Consider the following 17,848-nt stretch of genomic DNA (forward strand, 5'->3'; position numbering starts at 1 on the left):
CTCGGCGGCAAGGTGTACAAAATACGCAGCAGCCGTTCGAAATTTCAAGCACGACTAAGGGATATTCTCTACCCGGTCGGCGGCCGGAGAAAAGGTATTACAGACCATTGCAGTTGCAGCCGATAACCGTTCATCTGGCCGGGTTATTGCTTCAGCAAAGCCCGCAGATGAACCGCCGGTTTAGTGACGGTTCATTACTGTTTTTCTTGAATTTTCTGGATGTATGCATGGACTCCTCCCGACTGGTCAGTATTGTCATTCCTGCCTTGCGCGCCGACTTCCTTGAACAGACCCTGGCCAGTGCCCTGGCGCAGAGCCACGCTGCCTGCGAAATCGTGATCTGCGATGACAGTACCGACGGTGCTATCGAGAACATCGTCGAGACCCTGCGTCCGTCCACCACGCACCCCATCCGCTATCTGCGCAACGTTGTGCCAGCCGGTGAGACGGCAAGCCTCAGCCGTGCCATCGAGCAGGCGCAGGGGCTGTATATCAAGGTGTTGCAGGACGGCGCCGTGCTTGCCCCCGAATGCGTCGAGCGCATGCTGGGCGCCCTGCAGCGGCATGACAGCGCCAGCCTGGTCACTTCGCGGCGCCAGTGGATCGACGCCCAGGGCCAGCCCGTCGACACCCTGACCGTGGAGAACCCGCTGTTCGTCGAAGACGCCATGCTCGACAGCAGCGACACCCTGGCCTTCCTGGCCGGGCATGCCTGCAACTTCATCGGTGAACTGGGCAGCGTACTGTTTCGCCGCAGCGCCTTTCTCGCACTGGGCAACGCGGCATTCAGCCTCAAAGGCCAATCCCTGCCAGCCATCAGCGAACTGCTGCTGTTCGCCAACCTGCTGCGCAAGGGCCACCTGATCATGCTCAGCGAGCCCATGGTGACCAGTCGCCTGGTTCCACCTCATGCCGATGCGCCTTTGCCCATCGTGCCGGGGCGGCACACCGAGGAGCACATCCAGTTTCAGCGCCTGATGCGTGAAGCGGGGCTGAGCGCACCGCTGCTGATCAACCATCTGGCCAAGGGCGTGGCTCTCAGCGCCCCGCAGATCGTGCGGCACTACAACCTGCTGGTGAGTTCATGGCAGCCTGAGTTGATTCTCAGCGCTGAACAGGTGGAAAACTGGCAGAACGGGCGTCAACCCAATGCGACCCAGCTACCGCTGATCGAAGACTACCTGGCGGCTCCGCAGAATCATCAGTCCCTGCTGATCGTCGTATTCGACGACTCCGGCAGCGATCAGGCACTGGATCACACGCTGCAAAGCCTGGAAGGTCTGAGTCCCCAATTGCCGGCCCTGGAAGTCGTGGTGGTCTCGCCTCGCCATGCGCTGCCAGGGACATCGTTCAGCGGCAGCCTGACCCTGCATCCACACAACGGCGCCGACCGCGCGTCGCTGATGAACCAAGTGATCGATCGCTTTACCTTTGACTGGGTCATGTTTACCGAGGCAGGGACCCGCTTCACCGCGTTCGGCCTCGCCGCCGTGGCCATCCGACTGGCGACCTCGCTGCACTGCCGCGCCCTGTTCGCCGACGAAATGTACCGCGATCAACTGGGCCAGATGAGTTCCGCCATGCGTCCGGACCTAAACCTGGACTACCTGCTCAGCTTTCCGCTGATCATGGCCGGTCACTGGTTCTTCCGTCGGGATGAGCTGTTGCAACTCGACGGCTTCGACCCGGCTTATGCCGGGGCTGCGGAGTTCGACGTGATCCTGCGCCTGATCGAGCGCGACGGCCTGAAAGACATCGAGCACGTCAGCGAACCCCTGCTGGTGCGGGACATTCCCGTGCCGGACGACAACCCCGATGAAATGCGCGCACTGCAACGCCATCTGCAGGTGCGCGGCTACCCCGACGCTCAAGTGCTGCACAGCGTGCCGCGCCGCTATCACGTGCAGTACGGCCATAAAGCCCGGCCGCTGGTGTCGATCATCGTGCCGACCAAGGACCAGTTGCCGATGCTGCGGCGCTGTGTTGACAGCCTGCTGGAAAAGACCCTGTACACCGACTATGAGCTGTTGATCGTCGATAACAACAGCGAAACCCCTGAGGCGCTGGAGTGGTTCGCCGGGATCGACGCGCTGAACGACGACAAGGTACGCATCCTGCGCTACCCCCTGCCCTTCAACTATTCGGCGATCAATAACATGGCCGCGCGCCAGGCCCGGGGCGAATACCTGGTTCTGCTCAACAACGACACGGCAGTGGTCCACGGAAACTGGCTGGACGAGTTGCTCAACCACGCCCTGCGCCCGGAAGTCGGCACGGTCGGCGCCAAATTGCTGTTTACCAGTGGTCGCCTGCAACACGCCGGTGTGCTGCTGGGTTACAGCGGCCCGGCCACGCATATTTTTGTTGGCGACAGCATGTATACCGCTGGCTATATGCAGCGCGTCCAGGTCGATAACAACTACAGCGCGGTCACGGCGGCCTGCATGATGATTCGCCGCTCGATCTACGAAGAAGTCGGCGGTCTCAACGAACAGGACTTCACGGTTTCCTACAACGATGTCGACCTGTGCATGAATGTCGGCGCCCTCGGTTATCTGCACGTATGGACGCCGCATTCGGTGCTGATCCACGAAGGCAGCATCAGCCAGGTGTACATGGACACCGATAAAGGCAGGGAGAAACGCAGGCGCTTCGAGGCAGAACAGGCAGCCATGTACCGCAAGTGGCTACCCGTGCTGGCCAACGACCCGGCCATCAATCGCAACATGGCCACTCACGTCACGTCCATCGAACTGGAAAGCCTGAGCCAGACCTGGCAGCCCATGCCGTGGCGCCCGCTGCCGGTCACGCTGGTGCATCCAGGTGGTTCCGAGGAAATCGCCAGCTACGGCCTGATTGCCCCCTTCCTGAAACTGCGTGATGCTGGCCTGATCGATGGTTCGATCAGCACACGCACACTGTCGGTCATCGATATGGAGCGCTACAAGCCGGATGTGCTGGTGTTCCAGTGCCGTCTTGATCAGGCCCTGCTCGACGCCATGGAACAGGCCCGCCGCTACTGCGGAGCTCTGATCATCCTGGAGCTGGGCGAGCTGCCGATCGAACTCGCAGCGGTCGGCCACGACCCGGACAATCGCTACGAAGCCGCCTTCGAGCTGCTCCACGCCATCGTGCGACAGGTCGACCGGGTCGTCGTACCTAGCCAGGCCCTGGCGCAGATCGCCAGGGGCCTGCACAACGATGTACGCGTCATCGAACACCGCCTGGACAGCAATAACTTCCCGGTCATTGCCGCGCGCACGGCCAATGCCAGGCCGCGTATCGGCCTGCTGGGCAGATCCTGTCAGTTGGAAGACCTGCAGGAACTGCTGCCGACCCTGCAGGCGCTGGCCGATGAGGTGGACTGGATCATGATCGGCAACTACCCGCCGGCACTGCGCGAGCTGTTGTGTGAAGTCCACGACGACAATGAGTCCCACAGCCTGCCGGGCCTGCTTGCCAGCCTCAATCTCGACCTGGGCCTGGCGCCGGCCGTGCAGAACCTGTACAGCGACTGCAAGAGCAACCTGGCCCTGCTGCACTTCGGCGCAGCGGGTATTCCCGTGGTCTGCAGCGAGGCCCGCTGCCACGACGGCGACTTGCCGGTGACTCGAGTAAGGAATGGCAGCGATGAATGGCTGTCAGCCATTGCCGCCCATATCAATGATCCGCAGGGTGCAGTCAATCTGGGACAGCAACTGCGCAGGCAGGTGCTCAGAGACTGGACCTGGCAACAGGCTCATCTGCTGGCGTGGGGCGAGGCGTGGTTGGTGCGGTAGAGGTATTGCAGGGCGAGTAATGAAGTGAAATGTGGAAGCGAATTTATTCGCGAATAAGCCAGTACACTCAACGCATTTTCGGCGTTGGAACGACAGCTTTCGCGAATGAATTCGCTCCCACACCATCAGATGCGGAAATAACCCACGCACGAATCAAACGGCAGGCGCTTGAGCTCGACCTTGTTCAGGTCCAGCACTTCGCGCAGGGCGCTGGTTTCGCCGGGGAAGTTGCGGTAAGCCACTTCGTCCAGCACCACGATGGCGCCTTTTGGCATGTACGGCAGGAAGGTTTCCAAGGCGACCTTGGTCGACGAATACAGGTCGGTGTCGAGGATCAGCATCGCCACGACCAGGTCCGGACGGGTTTTCGGGAACGCCGGGACGGTCTCCATGATGTCGCCCTTGATGATCTCGCAACGCGGGATACGGTTGACCGGACGCACCAGGTCGTTGGCATCAATCATGTCCTGGATCAGCGACTCGTCGGTGTCAGAGAACATGGTTTCGTTGATATCGGCCGGGTCTTCTTCCGAGTCGATGCTGGCAAAGCCTGAGAACGTGTCGAAACCGATGATCGAGCGGTTGATCGCATAAGGCTCGAGGATCATCGACAGCTGCATGTACAGCATCAGCGAGTTGCCTTTGTACACACCGCACTCAATGATCGCGCCAGGAATGTCCTGGACCATCTTGAACAGCTCGATACGCGACAGCGCAGCCGTGACCGCAATGCGGTTGGCAAATACGAACGGCGCGTCGGCCACGTATTGGGAATCCACGCGCTTGAGCACATTGGCACGTTTTTCGTTGTACTCGGCCTCAGGCCCGGTCAGGCGGCGCTTGGTCATTGGTTGACTCCCTGGAATGACGAAAAATCGTTGAGGTGAAAGAGGTCCTTGTAACCGGCCTCGGAATCCTTGACGCCGCTGTCGACGTTGACCGCACCGCGTCCGCTCAACAGATCGGCGATGTGCAGCAAACGGAAATCGACACTGAAGCGGGTCTCGTTGGTGTGATTGGCGACGGTGCCGTGCAGATGCGCTCCGGAGAACGTCAGCATCTCACCGGCATTACCGGCAATGCGCAGCTCCGAAGCCGTGGAAATCTCTTCCAGTGGCAGTGGATGAACCCGGACTTCTTCAGTGACATTGCTGCCAGCCAGCGGGCGCTGCACGTTGATCCACTCGTTCAGGCTCCAGTCCACCGACGAGTTCTTCACCGGCTCGGCGAAGTAACCGGCGTTGATCATCATGGTCTGGCCGGGCTCGATGGTGTAGACCGGCATCCAGGTATTGATCTGCGCCTGGGAGCTGCCGTACCAGGTATCCCGGTGCGGCTTGTAGGCGTAGCTGACGCCCGCGTGCAGGTATTCGTAGTTGGGCACTACGCGCAGGCGCGGTACATCGAACAGGTACTCATTGGGGTCGATACCGATTTCCAGGGCAAAGCGCCGGATCATCTCTTTGACGTCCAGGCAATTGGTGAACTGCCCCTTGAGGCGGGTCACCAGGCGGATGAACTCGGTGACCGGCATCTTGGTGTGCAAGGCCTTGTGATCGGTCTCGCCATCGAACGCGGCAGTAATGCTCTGACGGGCGAAAGCGCACAGCTCGGCCGGAGCCTGAAGGGCTGTATCGAGGAAAATATCCCCGGCGTAGACGCGCTCCTTGAAATCAGCCTTCTTGTTGAGTTGGTTGATGTACAGATTCACGGTTTTGCTCCTTAAGGCCGTCCTCGGATAATAGTCGGCGGCCCGGGGGAAAACTGAAGTCAGGGCAGATAGATACTGAACAGCCCGCCACCCAGGGCGCCGCCGTTACTGATCTCGATGCGCCCATGCACACCGTTGCGCTCGTGGCGCTGGGCGATGTGGGTGGAGAAGTACAGACCCAGGCCAGTGCTGCCGCTGCGCTGATTGATACCCTGCACGTACTCGGCCTGAGTGCCGATCATGTAGTCGGGGTAGCCTGGGCCGTCGTCGTTGATGCTGATCACCAGTTGCTCGTCCTCTTCCCGAGCGCTGATCAGGATCGCGCTGCGGGCAAAACGGATGGCGTTGATGATGATATTGGCCACGACCGAGCCGATCAGCTCGCGGTCGAAGAACCCGAGCGTACTGATACCTTCGACCTCGTAGCTGGCCGTGATGCCACGGCTGTCCAGCACCTCGCGGTGATGGGCCAGTTGCGCCTCGATGAAGTCATCCAGCTCGTGATAGTCGGGGCGCAACGGCAATTGATTGACGCCGAGTTTGTACAACCCCAGCAACTGCACAAGCATGCCGTTGAGGTGAGCGAACTCGTAATCGATCACCGCGCCTTCAGGGGTCTTGCGCTGCTCCGGCGACAACTGTCCAAGCCAATCGCTGTGGGCGTGCATCAGGGTCGCCAGGGAGTTCTTCATGTCATGCACGGTGGAGGCGATCACCATGGAAAAATCCAGCCCCGAATCCTGCTCACTCATGTAGCAAACGCCTTGCTCTGCAACTTCTGGAAACGCTCGAAACGAGCATCGGTGTCGGGCATCTTGCCGACCATCTTCAGACACGCCTGGCACTCGGCCAGTTGCTGTGGATTGAGGTTCTCGACCTTCAGGTGCAGCAAGGACTGCGCCATATTCAGGGCAATACTGATGTTCTTCGGTTGCAGCGCCAGGGCCTTGCGGAACAACCCCTGAGCCTCGGCCAATTCACCGGCCTTGTAGCTGCGCACGCCCTGCAGATTGAGGTCGATGGCGGTCTTGTTGGCGCCGAGAATTTCCGGGTCATCGGTTTGACGGGCGATGCTCTGCATCACGGTCGGGTCATCGCCGTAGATTTCTGCACAGTTCTTGAGCAACCCGGAACTGGCATCCTCCTCCCCCAGGTTCTTCAACTGCGCGGCCACGGCCAGGGCGGCATCGGCACTGAGAAACTGCTCCATGCCCGACAAGTGCTCCATAGCCGAAGCCGTCAGCTTGGCAGCCATTTCCGGGTCGCTGCGCTGCAGGCTGGTGGCCTTCATCAGGCGCGCACGGACCTGCAGGCCTGGATCGTCGGCGTTCTCCTTGGCCACTTCGCCAAGGGCCTGATTGATCTCCACCCGGGAGCGCGCATCCAGGCCCTGGTCACCGCCCTTGCTGATCAGCGCCTGGGCCAGGCCCAGATTGGTTTCCGGATCCTTGAAGCGCGAGAACTGGCCTTGGGAGACCGCCTGGCGATAGGCCTTGGAGGCGCTCTCAAAATCTTCGTTATCCAGCGCCAGCTTGCCCAGCATGCGCTGACGGCGCACGGCCAAGGGTGACAGGCGCACGGCATCCTCAAGGACCTTCTGCGCACGCTTGAGATCGCCACGGGCAACCAGCGCATCGGCCAGACCGTCGAACAGCACCGGCATCATCGGGAATGCCTTGACCGCCTGCTCGAAAACCGCCTGCGCCTCAGTGTGCTTGCCACGCTTGAGCAACACCTTGCCCAGTGCCGCGTAGGCCCAGGGCTGCGGACGGTCGGCGAGGATTTTCTTGAGGAAGTTTTCCAGGGTCTCGTGCTGATTCAGGTCACGCAGGGCGTCGGCGCGAAAACGCAGGCACAGGGGCGCGAAACGCGGGTCTTTCTGTGACAGCGCGGTGCAGGCCGCCAGTACCTCTGCAGGCTTGCCGCGATCCAGGGCCTGCAGGATCGGCTTGAGCAGGGTCTTGCGCTGGACCAGTTTTTCCAAACGCTGGGCAAGGCCGGCGCGGTTGAACGGCTTGGTCAGATAGGCGTCTGGCTCCCATTCCAGGGCACTCATGACCATGGCCTGGCTGTTCTCGGCCGTGACCATGATGAACACGCTTTCATAGCTGAGCAGGCGATCGGTCATCAGGTCTTCGAGTACCTGCTGGCCATTTTTCTTGCCGTCGCCGAGGTTGAAGTCGTGCAGGACAAAATCGTAGCGCTTCTGCGAGCACATTTTCAGCGCCTGCTCACCGGTGTCAGCCGTATCGACTTCCTTGACCCCCAGTTCGCGCAGCATGGAACGGACCGAACTGCGGAAATCAGAAAAATCATCGACGATCAGAAACTTTTTTTCGTTGTACGCCAGCATCGAGATTCCTGTTCTGCAGATAAGTATGGAAGGTGAGCCCTAGGGCAAAGGCATAACGGGTTCAGCTTCCCTGCGCCAGTGAGCGCGCAGATTTCGGCTATTGGCCATTTGATATCGGCCGATTTTACACGAACTCGATACCCTTCTGCCTGTCGAGTACCTTAGGTCGGCTGCAAGGGTTTTCCCGAGGAAGTAAAAACGAAATTATAGGGGCTTTACCCCATGTGCAAGGTACGGGTTCTCAGATCCCTCCCCTGCCCCGCAAGCCTTGCCGACCCTTGTCATCAAAGGGTAAAGCCAAGGTGTTAGTGCCGCCGATGGGAAACATCTCGTCGGGTTTGCCAACAATTTCTCAATTCCCCGACAAATTGGACGACATTTACTGGAACACGTCTTCACTGGCAAAACGTGGACCCCTTCGACAGGGCCGGAGCAAGCGCCAGGCATTCAGGGATTTATTCGATGAATTGGTTAAATCAGGCAAAAATCGCGACAAAACTGCTGATCGCATTCGTCTTGTGTGCAGTCATCACTTTAGTTGTTGGAGCGTTGGGCAGCCGCGGTATCGCGCGGATTTCCGACAACATGGACGAAGTCTTCGCCAACAATGTTTATTCGGTGACCAAAAGCTCCGAAGCCAAGTCCCGGGCCATCTCCCAGAACCGCGACCTGTACCGCGCACTCTCGGCGGCGGCAGAAGATCGTCCTCCGGCCGAAATTGACGCCATCATCAAGACGCTCAAGGAGAACCAGGCCCTGAGCGAGAAAGCCTTCAAGGAATACCGCACCACCGATCTGGCTGACGACGAACGTGCGGCCGGTGATCAGCTGGAAAAAGACTGGCCGGTTTATCAACGGCAGATCGATGGGTTTCTGGACAAACTCAAACAGGATGACCTGGGTGGCTCACGGCTGCTGCTCAGCGCCGATGTGGAGAAACTGTTCCAGAGCATTCTTGGCCAGTTGAACACCATCGTCGACTCCAATAACCGGCAGATCGACGAAAGCGCCATGCAAGCCAGGCATATCGCCACCTCGGCCAACTGGGTGCTGTACTCGGGCGTTGCCGTTGCCTTTCTCGCTGCCATCGGCCTGGGCCTATTGATCACGCGCTTGATCAGCCCGCCGATTACCCAGGCCGTCGGTTTTGCCCAGCGTATTGCCGCTGGCGACCTGACCCAGCAGATCAAATCCGCCAACACCGATGAAACCGGGCAGTTGCTCAATGCGCTGAACGCCATGCAAGGCAGCCTCAAGGGCACCCTGGCGCAGATCGCCGCAGCGTCGACGCAACTGGCGTCGGCGGCGACCGAACTGAGCACCATCACTCAGGACAGCAGCCACAGCCTCAACCAACAGAACGCCGAAATCCAGCAGGCTGCAACCGCAGTGACGGAAATGACCACGGCGGTGGAAGAGGTTGCGCGCAATGCCATCTCGACCTCGGAAGCGTCCTCCGCCGCCAGTTCTGAATCCGCCACCGGCCGCGATCAAGCCCGCGACGCGGTCACTGCAATCACCAACGTCAACGCCGAAATCAACAAGTCCACAGGCCTGGTGGAAACCCTGGCCGGGCAGGTTCGCGATATCGGCAAGGTGCTGGAGGTGATTCGCTCGATTGCCGAGCAGACCAACCTGCTGGCCCTCAACGCCGCCATCGAAGCGGCACGGGCCGGGGAACAGGGTCGCGGCTTTGCCGTGGTCGCCGACGAAGTCCGCGCCCTCGCCGCCCGCACTCAGGCTTCGACCACCGAAATCGAGAGCATGATCAGCGCCGTACACAGCAGCGCCGACCAGGCCGTCGCCGCCATGGGCAGCAGCCGGACGCTGGCCGCCAATACTCAGGAACTGGCCAGGGCCACCGGGGAATCCCTGGAACGCATCGCCGCCAGTGTCGCGGGTATCAACGATCGCAACCTGATCATCGCCAGCGCTTCGGAAGAACAGGCTCAGGTCGCGCGGGAAGTGGACCGCAACCTGATCAATATCCAGGACCTGTCCAACAACACCGCCGAAGGCGCCCGCTCGAGCAATGCCGCCAGTCAGGAACTGTCGAAACTGGCCAGCTCGTTTGATGTTCTGGTGGCGCGGTTCAAGCTCTAACGAGCGAACCTCAGGGAAATTGAACATGTGGGAGCGGATTCATCCGCGAAAAAGGCATTCCGGACGACACACATTTATCGTCTGTACTGGCCTCTTCGCGAATAAATTCGCTCCCACAGAGTCTTCATCCCTCACACAGAATCCGCTTCCACACCTCGTACTTTTATACCCCCGGCATATGCAACATCTCGATCCACAACGCGCCCTTGCCCGACGGTGCTTCGCTGACTCGCTTCAGCGCGCCCTTGTCACCGATGGCATAGCTGCCCACTGTGGCGCTCTTCTCCCCGGTCACCAACAACCAGCGACCGTTGGCTGAAAGCGCGATATTGCGCGGCTGTTTTTCCTCGACCGGGTAGTTGCCGAGAAAGCTCAACTGGCCGCTGGCCGGCTCGAGATGAAAGGCCGAAACGCTGCTGCTGGTGCGTTCGGTCATGTACAGCAGCGTGCCGTCGGCGGAAATGCGCAGGTCCGCCGCCCAGATGCGTGGCGTCGGATCATCTTTCAAATCATTGTTGCTGGCGTCGCGCACTTCACCGTGGGCCAGTTTCAGGCTCGCCGGAATACCGTCGGCCACCGCGACCTGGGTCAGGGCGCCGCTGTCCGGGTCGATGGCAAAACTGGTCACCGTGCCACTCATCTCACCGACCACATACAGGTACTTGCCATTGGGCGCGAAGGCCAGGTGGCGGGGGCCGGTCTTGGCGGGGACGCTGACGAACCCTGTACCGATGGGGCTCAGGCTGCCGGTCTTGGCATCGAGACGGTATTGCAGGACATGATCGGCGCCCAGGTTACCGGCGTAGACGAAGCGGTTGCTCAGGTCCGTGCGGATCGAGTGAGCGTGGGGGCCGGTCTTGATCGTCTGGATCTGCTCGCTGGGGCGCGTTCCGCCGTCGATGGCCTGGACGCTGAGCAAGTCAGCCCCATAGGACGCACCGAGCAGGAAATGTCCGGAACGATCGACAGACAGGTAGGCCAGGCTATCGGCCAGCGGCGCCTTGCTGATGGCCTGCAAGTGTCCGTTTTTCTGATCGATGCTGAAGCCCTGAACCTGAAACGGCTTGACCCGCTGGGCGGCAAACAACACCTTGCCGTCCGGGCTGATGGCCAGTGGATTGACCTGATCTCCCACCAGCGTCTGCTCGACCAGCGTCAGGGCACCGGTGTTTTCATCGAGTTGATACTGAGTAACCAGGCCGTCGCCGGGGCTGGAGATATAGGCAAAGGTGGCCGCGTGAACGTTGACGGCCAGGGTGCAGGCCATGACTGCCGCGAGAACCAGGGGCTGTTTCATGGTAGATCCTTCTTATTGTGGGAAAAAACCAATGACCGTCCTCATGGCGAAGACGGTCAGCGAGAATAGTGTCAGACCGCAGCCTCAGGTGAAGTGCCCTTTGGCTCGATGGTCGACGCAGCCGGGCGCGTCGCTTCGCGGGCAACCGTGAGGATCACGCAGGCCGCGACGATATCGAAAATCGCCAGTACCACGAACAGCGGACTGTAGCCGATCCTGGTCACCATAATGCCGAACACCAAGGTGAACAGCGCCGCGCCAAGGAAGCCGAACATCCCGGCCAGGCCCGTGGCGGTGGCCACTTCGTTCTTGCCGAAGGAGTCAGAGGTGATCGAGTACAACGCCCCGGACAACATCTGGTGCGCGAAACCACCGGCACAAAGTAAGGCGATCGCCGCATACGGGCTGCTGACCAGGCCGACACAGGCCGGGCCGATCATGCACAGCGAGCCGGTGAGCATCACCAGTTTGCGCGAGGTGAACAGCGACACCTTCAGATAACGGTGGAAAATCGGGCTGAGGTAACCGCCCAGTACCGAGCCCAGGTCCGCCGCGAGGAACGGCAGCCAGGCGAACATGGCAATTTCCTTGATATTCATGTGCCGTTCGGTCATCAAGAACAGCGGAATCCAGGCGTTGAACGTCTGCCAGGCCGGCTCCGAGAGCACTCGCGCCAGACCGACGGCAAAGAAATTGCGCTTGGTGATGGTCTTTTTCCAGTTGGCTTTCTCGGCGACCGCATCGCTGAAATGAGCTTCCTGGCCTTCGAGGATATAGGCCCGCTCGGCGTCGCTGATGGAGCTTTGATGCGGACGCTTGTACAGCCAGATCCACAGCAGCGTCCACAGCCCGCCCAGCACGCCGACAACGATAAATGCCAGCTGCCAGCCGCTGTTGAGGATCGACCAGACCACTAGCGGCGGCGCCAGCAATGCACCGAGGGACGAACCAATATTGAACCAGCCGATGGCCACGGAACGCTCCTTGGCCGGGAACCACTCGGTGACCACCTTGACCCCGGCCGGATAGCCCGCCGCCTCGGTAAAACCGAGCAGGCCGCGCAGAAACGCCAGGCTCTGCCAGCCGGTCGCCAGTGCCGCCGCCGCACACATCGCCGACCAGGCCAGGGCAAAAATCGCCAGGCCCATCTTGGTGCCGATAGCATCGATCACGTAACCGGCCACCGGCTGCATGAAGGCATAGGCCATCTGCCAGGCAATCACGATATGGGAGTATTGCTCGGTCGAGATATCAAGCTGGGTCATCATGGTGGGCGCGGCCACCGAGAGCGTGTTGCGCGCCAGGTAATTGATCACCAGGCCGCCGGACAGCAGGCAGACGATCCACCAACGCATTCCTTTCACTTTCATGTTTCACCCGATTATTTTTTTTGAGAGGTGATGGGTGCGCGGTGACCAGGTTGGTCGAAGCGCAAGTTATACGTCATCGTATGAGATAAAACGAAGCTCGCGAAACATTTTCTTACATTTCCCCGCAGCTCGCAGAATAGGGCCAGGACTAACCTCAAGGCCAGCGTGCTCTAAAGAACAATTTGTCACCATCCGGTGACAAACCAGCACTCATAAGCCCAGTGTGTTGGCCGAATCTGAGTGATTGACAAGGCCAATCAACAGTCGATTTAATTGAGTCGTACGACAACCAAAAAATAAAAACCCGAGGATTCACCGGCCATGACCACTTCTTCATCCCACACTCCACTCCCCCGCCTGCTGCTGACCGGCGCCGCCGGTGGCCTTGGCAAGGAATTGCGTCAGCGCCTCAAGCCTTTCTGCGAAGTCCTGCGCCTGTCCGATATCGCCGAAATGGCCCCGGCGGCGGATGCCAGCGAAGAAGTCCAGGTCTGCGATCTGTCGGATAAACAGGCCGTTGACAAGCTGGTGGCCGGTGTCGATGCCATCGCGCATTTCGGCGGGGTCTCCGTGGAGCGGCCGTTCGAAGAAGTGCTCGGCGCCAATATCAGCGGGATTTTCCACATTTACGAAGCGGCACGGCGCCACGGCGTCAAGCGCGTGATCTTCGCCAGCTCCAACCATGTGATCGGCTTTCACAAGCAGGACGAAGTCCTCGACGCCCATAGCGCCAAGCGCCCGGACAGTTACTACGGCCTGTCCAAGGCTTATGGCGAAGACATGGCCAGCTTCTATTTCGACCGCTACGGCATCGAGACCGTGAGCATCCGCATCGGCTCGTCCTTCCCCGAAGCACAGAACCGCCGCATGCTCTGCACCTGGCTGAGCTTTGATGATCTGACGCAACTGATCGAACGCTCGCTGTTCACCCCGAATGTTGGCCACACCATCGTTTATGGCGCTTCGGCGAACAAAGTCACTTGGTGGGACAACCGCTTCGCCGCACACCTGAATTACCAGCCCAAGGACAGCTCGGAACAATTCCGCGCCAAGGTCGAAGCCCAGCCGATGCCGGCAGCGGATGATCCGGCCATGGTTTATCAGGGTGGCGCGTTTGTGGCGTCGGGACCGTTCGAGAGCAACTGACCCCGAACGCCATGCAAGACTTTGTGGGAGCGGATTTATCCGTGAAGAGGTCGGTACATTCGATGGATTTCTATCGTATTCAATGCCGTCTTCGCGGATGAATCCGCTCCCACAGATTATCCGAACCCGTCTTGGCGCTACAAAACCCCGCGCAACGCCAACCCCGCCAAATACAACAACGCCACCCCGCACAACCCGTAACTGACCCGCTGCCAACGATCCGATGCCGACGTGCGCAGCAGTTCCACCAACCCCGCCGTCACGAAACAACACAGCACCGAAGCCAGCATAAAGCCGCCAAAGAAGGTCAGGGTCTGGGCATGGCTCGGGGTATCTCCAACGATCCCCGCCAGTGCCGTACCCAGCGCGCCCCAATAGACAATGTTCTTCGGATTGGTCAACGACAACGCCGCCCCCACCGCGAGGGCACTGCGCTCGCCGCCCACTGCCTCGCTATCCGCCACCGGCAAATGCCAGGCATCGCGCAGACTGCCAATCCCAAGCCAGGCCAGGTACAGCGCACAGGCCAGCCCCAAGGGCAACTTGAACGCGGGGTATTCAAACAACAGCGCCAGCCCGGTCAGGCCAATCAGCGCCCACAACGCATCCCCCAGCAATGAGCCGACCTGCACGCAGAGCGCCGGGGCAAAGCCATGCTGCAAGCCACGGCGCAAGGTCTCGGCCAGGATCGCGCCGGGGGACAGGCAGAACACCACGCCGAAGACAAAGGCGCTGAGGAAAATCGTTAGCATGGGCAACATTCACCGAACAGAAATCAAGACGACAGCCCGTTGGAGCCGGGCTTGCCCGCGAAATGGGCGATGCGCTGTATCAGGATGGCCGCGTCAAGGCCTTCGCGGGCAAGCCTCGCTCCCGCGGGCTCTGCCTGTCTTGAACCAGATTGCAGCCTCAGCCCCTCACCGCCCGCTGAAACGCCCCCGGCGCCATCCCGTAAGCGGCACGGAAATGCCGGTGAAAATGGCTCTGATCGGCAAAACCCAACTCATGGGCAATGGCCACGGCGGGCAATCCGGCCCGCAACAGGCCCCGGGCCCGTCGGGTGCGCAGCTGCATCGCCCACTGTCGGGGCGTAAGGCCGGTTTCTTTTTGAAAGGCGCGCAATAACTGGAATTTCGATACGCCGAAGGCTGCGCTCAGCGGCTCCAGATCAGGCGTGTCCTGCAAGCACTCGGCCAGCCACTCCTGCACCGACGTCACCAGCCCCTGATCAACCGGTACGGCAACCGGCATGCGCGTCCGGTTGAATGCCAACGCATCCGCCAACGCCATCAGCAATTGCTCTTCGGCCCGCTCTCGCAAAAAAGCATCCGCAGAGAACGCCCCCTGAATCGCCCCGGCCAATGCCCCAGCCACCTTTGGCGAATGACAAAGCGCCCGCTCGAACTCCACGCCCGGCAACCCCAGATCCGCTGCCAGTTGTTCCTGACGGACATACAACCCGACATAACTCCACGCCTGCCCCACCTTCGCCCCGCCGCCCTGAATCTGCCCGGGGTTATAGAAGGTGATATCGCCACGGCTCGCGTGAAAGGTGCGCCGATCCAGCCAGACATGCTCCTCACCACTGAGATTGACGCCAATCACACACTCGTCATGACTGTGCCGCGCAAACTGCATGCCTACGCTTGAGGCACTGCACAGTTCATAGGGCCCGAGCCGGGCTTGACGCAGGGTGTCAGTCATGGCGGATGTCATTGGCTGGGTGGTGGCGAAACAGGCTAGCGCCTGGCGCTGTTTTTGTAACCAGTAAAAACAACGAGGCTTTCCGGATTGGAATGGCTAGGAGCCGGCTTGCTGGCAATCGAGTGCGAAGCGCTCGTAATAGCGTCGCTGACCAACCTGACGCCCGATGCTAGCAAGCCGGCTTCTAAGGAGATTTATCTCGTTTAGTGAATGACCGCCTCCGTCGACAGCCCTCTCAAAACCTCATCCATCCGCGTCTTGGCCAGCTCGACCAGATGCATGACCGAGAACGCCAGATCGCGGTCCGAGCCTTTGAGCTGATCGCCGGTTTCATAGGCTGTAGCGGCGGCGCATTGCAGGATATGAGAGATAGTGTTGAGGGATTGTTCGAGGTTGGCAGGAGGTACAGGTGGATTAGGCATAGGAAACACTCTGAGATATTAAAGTGACTGCCATTTACCGCTACTAAACGGGTGGCAGCTGTGCGTAGGTTAGTAGACCGGATCTCAGCAACCGGCGCACCCGAAGATGCCCTACGCACAGCAGCCATAAAACGGACGCGTTAAAACGCCTGAGTTAAGGAAAAACACTGTGCGTACTGAGACAAGGCTACTAAACCCAGCCACTGCTTTTGCAGCGACCGGCGCACATTAGTAGCCGAAATACTCAGATGCAAGTAGCTGAAATCATCTAGGAAATTTCGTTCAAAAGAAAGAGGCAGATCCTACTGCGACGCAATATTGCTACCCGAACCGTCGGCTTATCGGGTGGTATATATCGCAACAAATTCTTTCGAGAAATTACCTAAAGGTTTTTGGGACCTTTCCTACATAACTAATCCTAATTTTCATTTAGCTTCCTTCATATTGCGGCAATCGCTTCCTGGTCATGCCGCAAAAATGCCAATCAGGATAATGATCATGAATACGCCTTTACACATATCACCTGAGCGCCCGTTAAGAAAAACCGCATCTGTCACCAAACACTTTCAAGCACTAACCGAGGACTGAACCATGGGACGACGCAGTGCCAACGGACTGGGAATAGGAACCCATGGTGACCTGACCACTACCGGCGCGGTGTGCATCAGCAGCCTGCCACACGCATCTTTTGAACAAACTGGAGTACTAAGGCTCGGGGACGTGACTACAACCTGCCCCAAGTGCTCAAGACCCGGCAAAATCGTCGAAAGCTATCCGGCCATGAAGTGGGAGGGAATACCCACCGCGCTGGATGGCGCAATCATCCGCTGCGGCTGCCCACCCGGCAGCAACCGGCTGATTGCCCCGTGTGAACGAGCGCCTGAAAGCAGGACCTCGTCAGGGCCAACGGCACAACCGAATGGCACCGCATCGACACACGCTCAACCCTCGCAGTCAGCCCAGAGCAGCCAACTCGAGACACCTTCGCCCGTCGCACAGACGGCAACCAGGCCCCAACCCGTTTACGGTCGAACCTTTTCCATTATCGACAGCGAAACTCGTCTTCCTTTTTCCAATCGAATATTTATCGAAACGGTAGAGGGGCGGCAAAAGGTCGGCATGACAGATGCCTACGGTGTGGCTCATGTAATGGCACCTGCAGAGGGCTCAGCTATTTCGATACATGTCCCGTTCCAGTCTCCGGCACGGGTACTGAATGAGCTGACGATCCAACCGATGGTGGGCAATAACTTCAAAACCCAAACCCAGGCGCAAGAGCTGCAATCGGACCGCCCCTTCGGGCCCATTGAGATCACCGTCAATGATCGGGCAGCCACACGTGAGGCGATTATTCGCCAAGTACGATCGCTTGGGCATGAGTTTGTAGAGCGCTCAGAATGGAAAGCACGCCCTCCAAAGAATCCGCTGGAATATGATTGGGACTACAGCATGATCGCGTTACATCACGCCGGAAGAAGCTACTCATGTGGTAATGGCAATAAACAAATGCTGGACACTCAGAATTTTCACCAAAAAAAATTTGATGATATCAGCTACCATTTTGCAATTGACTGCCTTGGGGCTATTTACGAAGGGCGCGATATACGCTTCAAAGGGGCAAGCGTTCTACACTTCAACACAGGAGTTATTGGAATAGTTCTGCTGAATAATCTGACCACGCCAGAGGAGGGCAATGATGAGGTGAGTATTATACGCAGAATTAAGAAATCGTTAGGTGCAGACACCACAAATCAAATACCTGCACCGCAGATAGATGCAGCACTCAATCTGATAGCAGCCCTGCGAAGTATTTTTATCATTCGGCACTTTGGGGGTCACAAGGAATATCCTGGGCCATTGGAAGGCGAGGGAAAAATATGCCCTGGCAATGTAGGTATGAAGCTAGTAAAAAAAAATCCGAATTAAAACTCAACTACTACCACCTCCTGCTCCACGCAAAGAC

13 protein-coding genes and 1 pseudogene are annotated in these 17,848 nt (G+C 59.1%); 5 read left to right on the forward strand and 9 right to left on the reverse strand.

The window, feature by feature from the left end; genetic code table 11:
* Nucleotides 1-227 precede the first annotated feature (227 nt).
* Complete coding sequence (locus M2401_RS20470) at nt 228-3,779, forward strand: glycosyltransferase (protein WP_259105536.1); 3,552 nt, start codon at nt 228-230, stop codon at nt 3,777-3,779.
* Nucleotides 3,780-3,904: 125 nt separating this feature from the next.
* On the opposite strand, the gene M2401_RS20475 is transcribed toward M2401_RS20470, so the two are convergent.
* Genes M2401_RS20475 through M2401_RS20490 form a run of 4 tightly spaced genes read right to left on the reverse strand, consistent with a single transcriptional unit; the run spans nt 3,905 to nt 7,843 of the window.
* On the reverse strand, nt 3,905-4,627 hold the full coding sequence (locus tag M2401_RS20475; protein WP_259105538.1) for a TylF/MycF family methyltransferase: 723 nt from the start codon (nt 4,625-4,627) through the stop codon (nt 3,905-3,907).
* Nucleotides 4,624-5,490: a hypothetical protein gene (locus tag M2401_RS20480; RefSeq protein ID WP_259105540.1), complete on the reverse strand. Its 867-nt coding sequence runs from the start codon at nt 5,488-5,490 to the stop codon at nt 4,624-4,626. The genes M2401_RS20475 and M2401_RS20480 overlap by 4 nt, the downstream gene beginning before the upstream one ends.
* 59 nt (nt 5,491-5,549) lie before the next feature.
* Nucleotides 5,550-6,242, reverse strand: a complete 693-nt coding sequence (locus tag M2401_RS20485; RefSeq protein ID WP_259105542.1) for a sensor histidine kinase KdpD — start codon at nt 6,240-6,242, stop codon at nt 5,550-5,552.
* Nucleotides 6,239-7,843 carry a tetratricopeptide repeat-containing response regulator gene (locus tag M2401_RS20490; protein WP_259105544.1) on the reverse strand — a complete coding sequence of 535 codons (1,605 nt, stop codon included), beginning with the start codon at nt 7,841-7,843 and terminating at the stop codon, nt 6,239-6,241. Before M2401_RS20490 ends, M2401_RS20485 begins: the two co-directional genes overlap by 4 nt.
* A gap of 462 nt (nt 7,844-8,305) precedes the next feature.
* On the opposite strand from M2401_RS20490, the pseudogene M2401_RS34640 reads away from it, so the two are divergent.
* Nucleotides 8,306-9,088 (forward strand): annotated as a pseudogene (locus M2401_RS34640) (MCP four helix bundle domain-containing protein); the annotation flags it as partial.
* Nucleotides 9,083-9,946: a methyl-accepting chemotaxis protein gene (locus M2401_RS34645; protein WP_409033960.1), complete on the forward strand. Its 864-nt coding sequence runs from the start codon at nt 9,083-9,085 to the stop codon at nt 9,944-9,946. The pseudogene M2401_RS34640 and the gene M2401_RS34645, both read left to right, overlap by 6 nt.
* 163 nt (nt 9,947-10,109) lie before the next feature.
* Here M2401_RS34645 and M2401_RS20500 read toward each other — a convergent pair whose 3' ends face one another.
* Both M2401_RS20500 and M2401_RS20505 read right to left on the reverse strand, forming a co-directional pair.
* Complete coding sequence (locus M2401_RS20500; protein WP_259105547.1) at nt 10,110-11,243, reverse strand: lactonase family protein; 1,134 nt, start codon at nt 11,241-11,243, stop codon at nt 10,110-10,112.
* 71 nt (nt 11,244-11,314) lie between these two features.
* The gene (locus M2401_RS20505) at nt 11,315-12,613 is read right to left on the reverse strand and encodes an MFS transporter (protein ID WP_259105548.1); all 1,299 of its coding nucleotides are present in this window, start codon (nt 12,611-12,613) and stop codon (nt 11,315-11,317) included.
* A 321-nt stretch (nt 12,614-12,934) separates the two neighbouring features.
* Between M2401_RS20505 and M2401_RS20510 the strand changes: the two genes are divergently transcribed.
* On the forward strand, nt 12,935-13,759 hold the full coding sequence (locus M2401_RS20510; RefSeq protein WP_259105551.1) for an NAD(P)-dependent oxidoreductase: 825 nt from the start codon (nt 12,935-12,937) through the stop codon (nt 13,757-13,759).
* Nucleotides 13,760-13,896: 137 nt separating this feature from the next.
* Here the strand turns inward: M2401_RS20510 and M2401_RS20515 are convergent, their stop codons facing one another.
* The 3 genes from M2401_RS20515 to M2401_RS20525 form a co-directional block, all read right to left on the reverse strand.
* The gene (locus tag M2401_RS20515) at nt 13,897-14,511 is read right to left on the reverse strand and encodes a LysE family translocator (protein ID WP_259105552.1); all 615 of its coding nucleotides are present in this window, start codon (nt 14,509-14,511) and stop codon (nt 13,897-13,899) included.
* Nucleotides 14,512-14,668: 157 nt separating this feature from the next.
* Nucleotides 14,669-15,463, reverse strand: a complete 795-nt coding sequence (locus M2401_RS20520) for an AraC family transcriptional regulator (RefSeq protein ID WP_259105553.1) — start codon at nt 15,461-15,463, stop codon at nt 14,669-14,671.
* Between the two features lie 203 nt (nt 15,464-15,666).
* Nucleotides 15,667-15,885 carry a DUF6124 family protein gene (locus tag M2401_RS20525; RefSeq protein WP_259105554.1) on the reverse strand — a complete coding sequence of 73 codons (219 nt, stop codon included), beginning with the start codon at nt 15,883-15,885 and terminating at the stop codon, nt 15,667-15,669.
* A gap of 591 nt (nt 15,886-16,476) precedes the next feature.
* Here M2401_RS20525 and M2401_RS20530 point away from each other — a divergent pair.
* Nucleotides 16,477-17,811 carry a PAAR domain-containing protein gene (locus M2401_RS20530; RefSeq protein ID WP_259105555.1) on the forward strand — a complete coding sequence of 445 codons (1,335 nt, stop codon included), beginning with the start codon at nt 16,477-16,479 and terminating at the stop codon, nt 17,809-17,811.
* The last annotated feature ends 37 nt before the right edge of the window (nt 17,812-17,848 follow it).

Source organism: Pseudomonas sp. JUb42, assembly GCF_024807945.1.
Taxonomy (GTDB): Bacteria; Pseudomonadota; Gammaproteobacteria; order Pseudomonadales; family Pseudomonadaceae; genus Aquipseudomonas.

Coding starts and splice junctions, on each gene's coding strand:
- M2401_RS20475 (WP_259105538.1), bottom strand. CDS start 4,627: ATGACCAAGCGCCGCCTGACCGGGCCTGAGGCCGAGTACAACGAAAAA.
- M2401_RS20490 (WP_259105544.1), bottom strand. CDS start 7,843: ATGCTGGCGTACAACGAAAAAAAGTTTCTGATCGTCGATGATTTTTCT.
- M2401_RS20485 (WP_259105542.1), bottom strand. CDS start 6,242: ATGAGTGAGCAGGATTCGGGGCTGGATTTTTCCATGGTGATCGCCTCC.
- M2401_RS20505 (WP_259105548.1), bottom strand. CDS start 12,613: ATGAAAGTGAAAGGAATGCGTTGGTGGATCGTCTGCCTGCTGTCCGGC.
- M2401_RS20515 (WP_259105552.1), bottom strand. CDS start 14,511: ATGCTAACGATTTTCCTCAGCGCCTTTGTCTTCGGCGTGGTGTTCTGC.
- M2401_RS20525 (WP_259105554.1), bottom strand. CDS start 15,885: ATGCCTAATCCACCTGTACCTCCTGCCAACCTCGAACAATCCCTCAAC.
- M2401_RS20510 (WP_259105551.1), top strand. CDS start 12,935: ATGACCACTTCTTCATCCCACACTCCACTCCCCCGCCTGCTGCTGACC.
- M2401_RS20500 (WP_259105547.1), bottom strand. CDS start 11,243: ATGAAACAGCCCCTGGTTCTCGCGGCAGTCATGGCCTGCACCCTGGCC.
- M2401_RS34645 (WP_409033960.1), top strand. CDS start 9,083: ATGCAAGGCAGCCTCAAGGGCACCCTGGCGCAGATCGCCGCAGCGTCG.
- M2401_RS20530 (WP_259105555.1), top strand. CDS start 16,477: ATGGGACGACGCAGTGCCAACGGACTGGGAATAGGAACCCATGGTGAC.
- M2401_RS20470 (WP_259105536.1), top strand. CDS start 228: ATGGACTCCTCCCGACTGGTCAGTATTGTCATTCCTGCCTTGCGCGCC.
- M2401_RS20520 (WP_259105553.1), bottom strand. CDS start 15,463: ATGACTGACACCCTGCGTCAAGCCCGGCTCGGGCCCTATGAACTGTGC.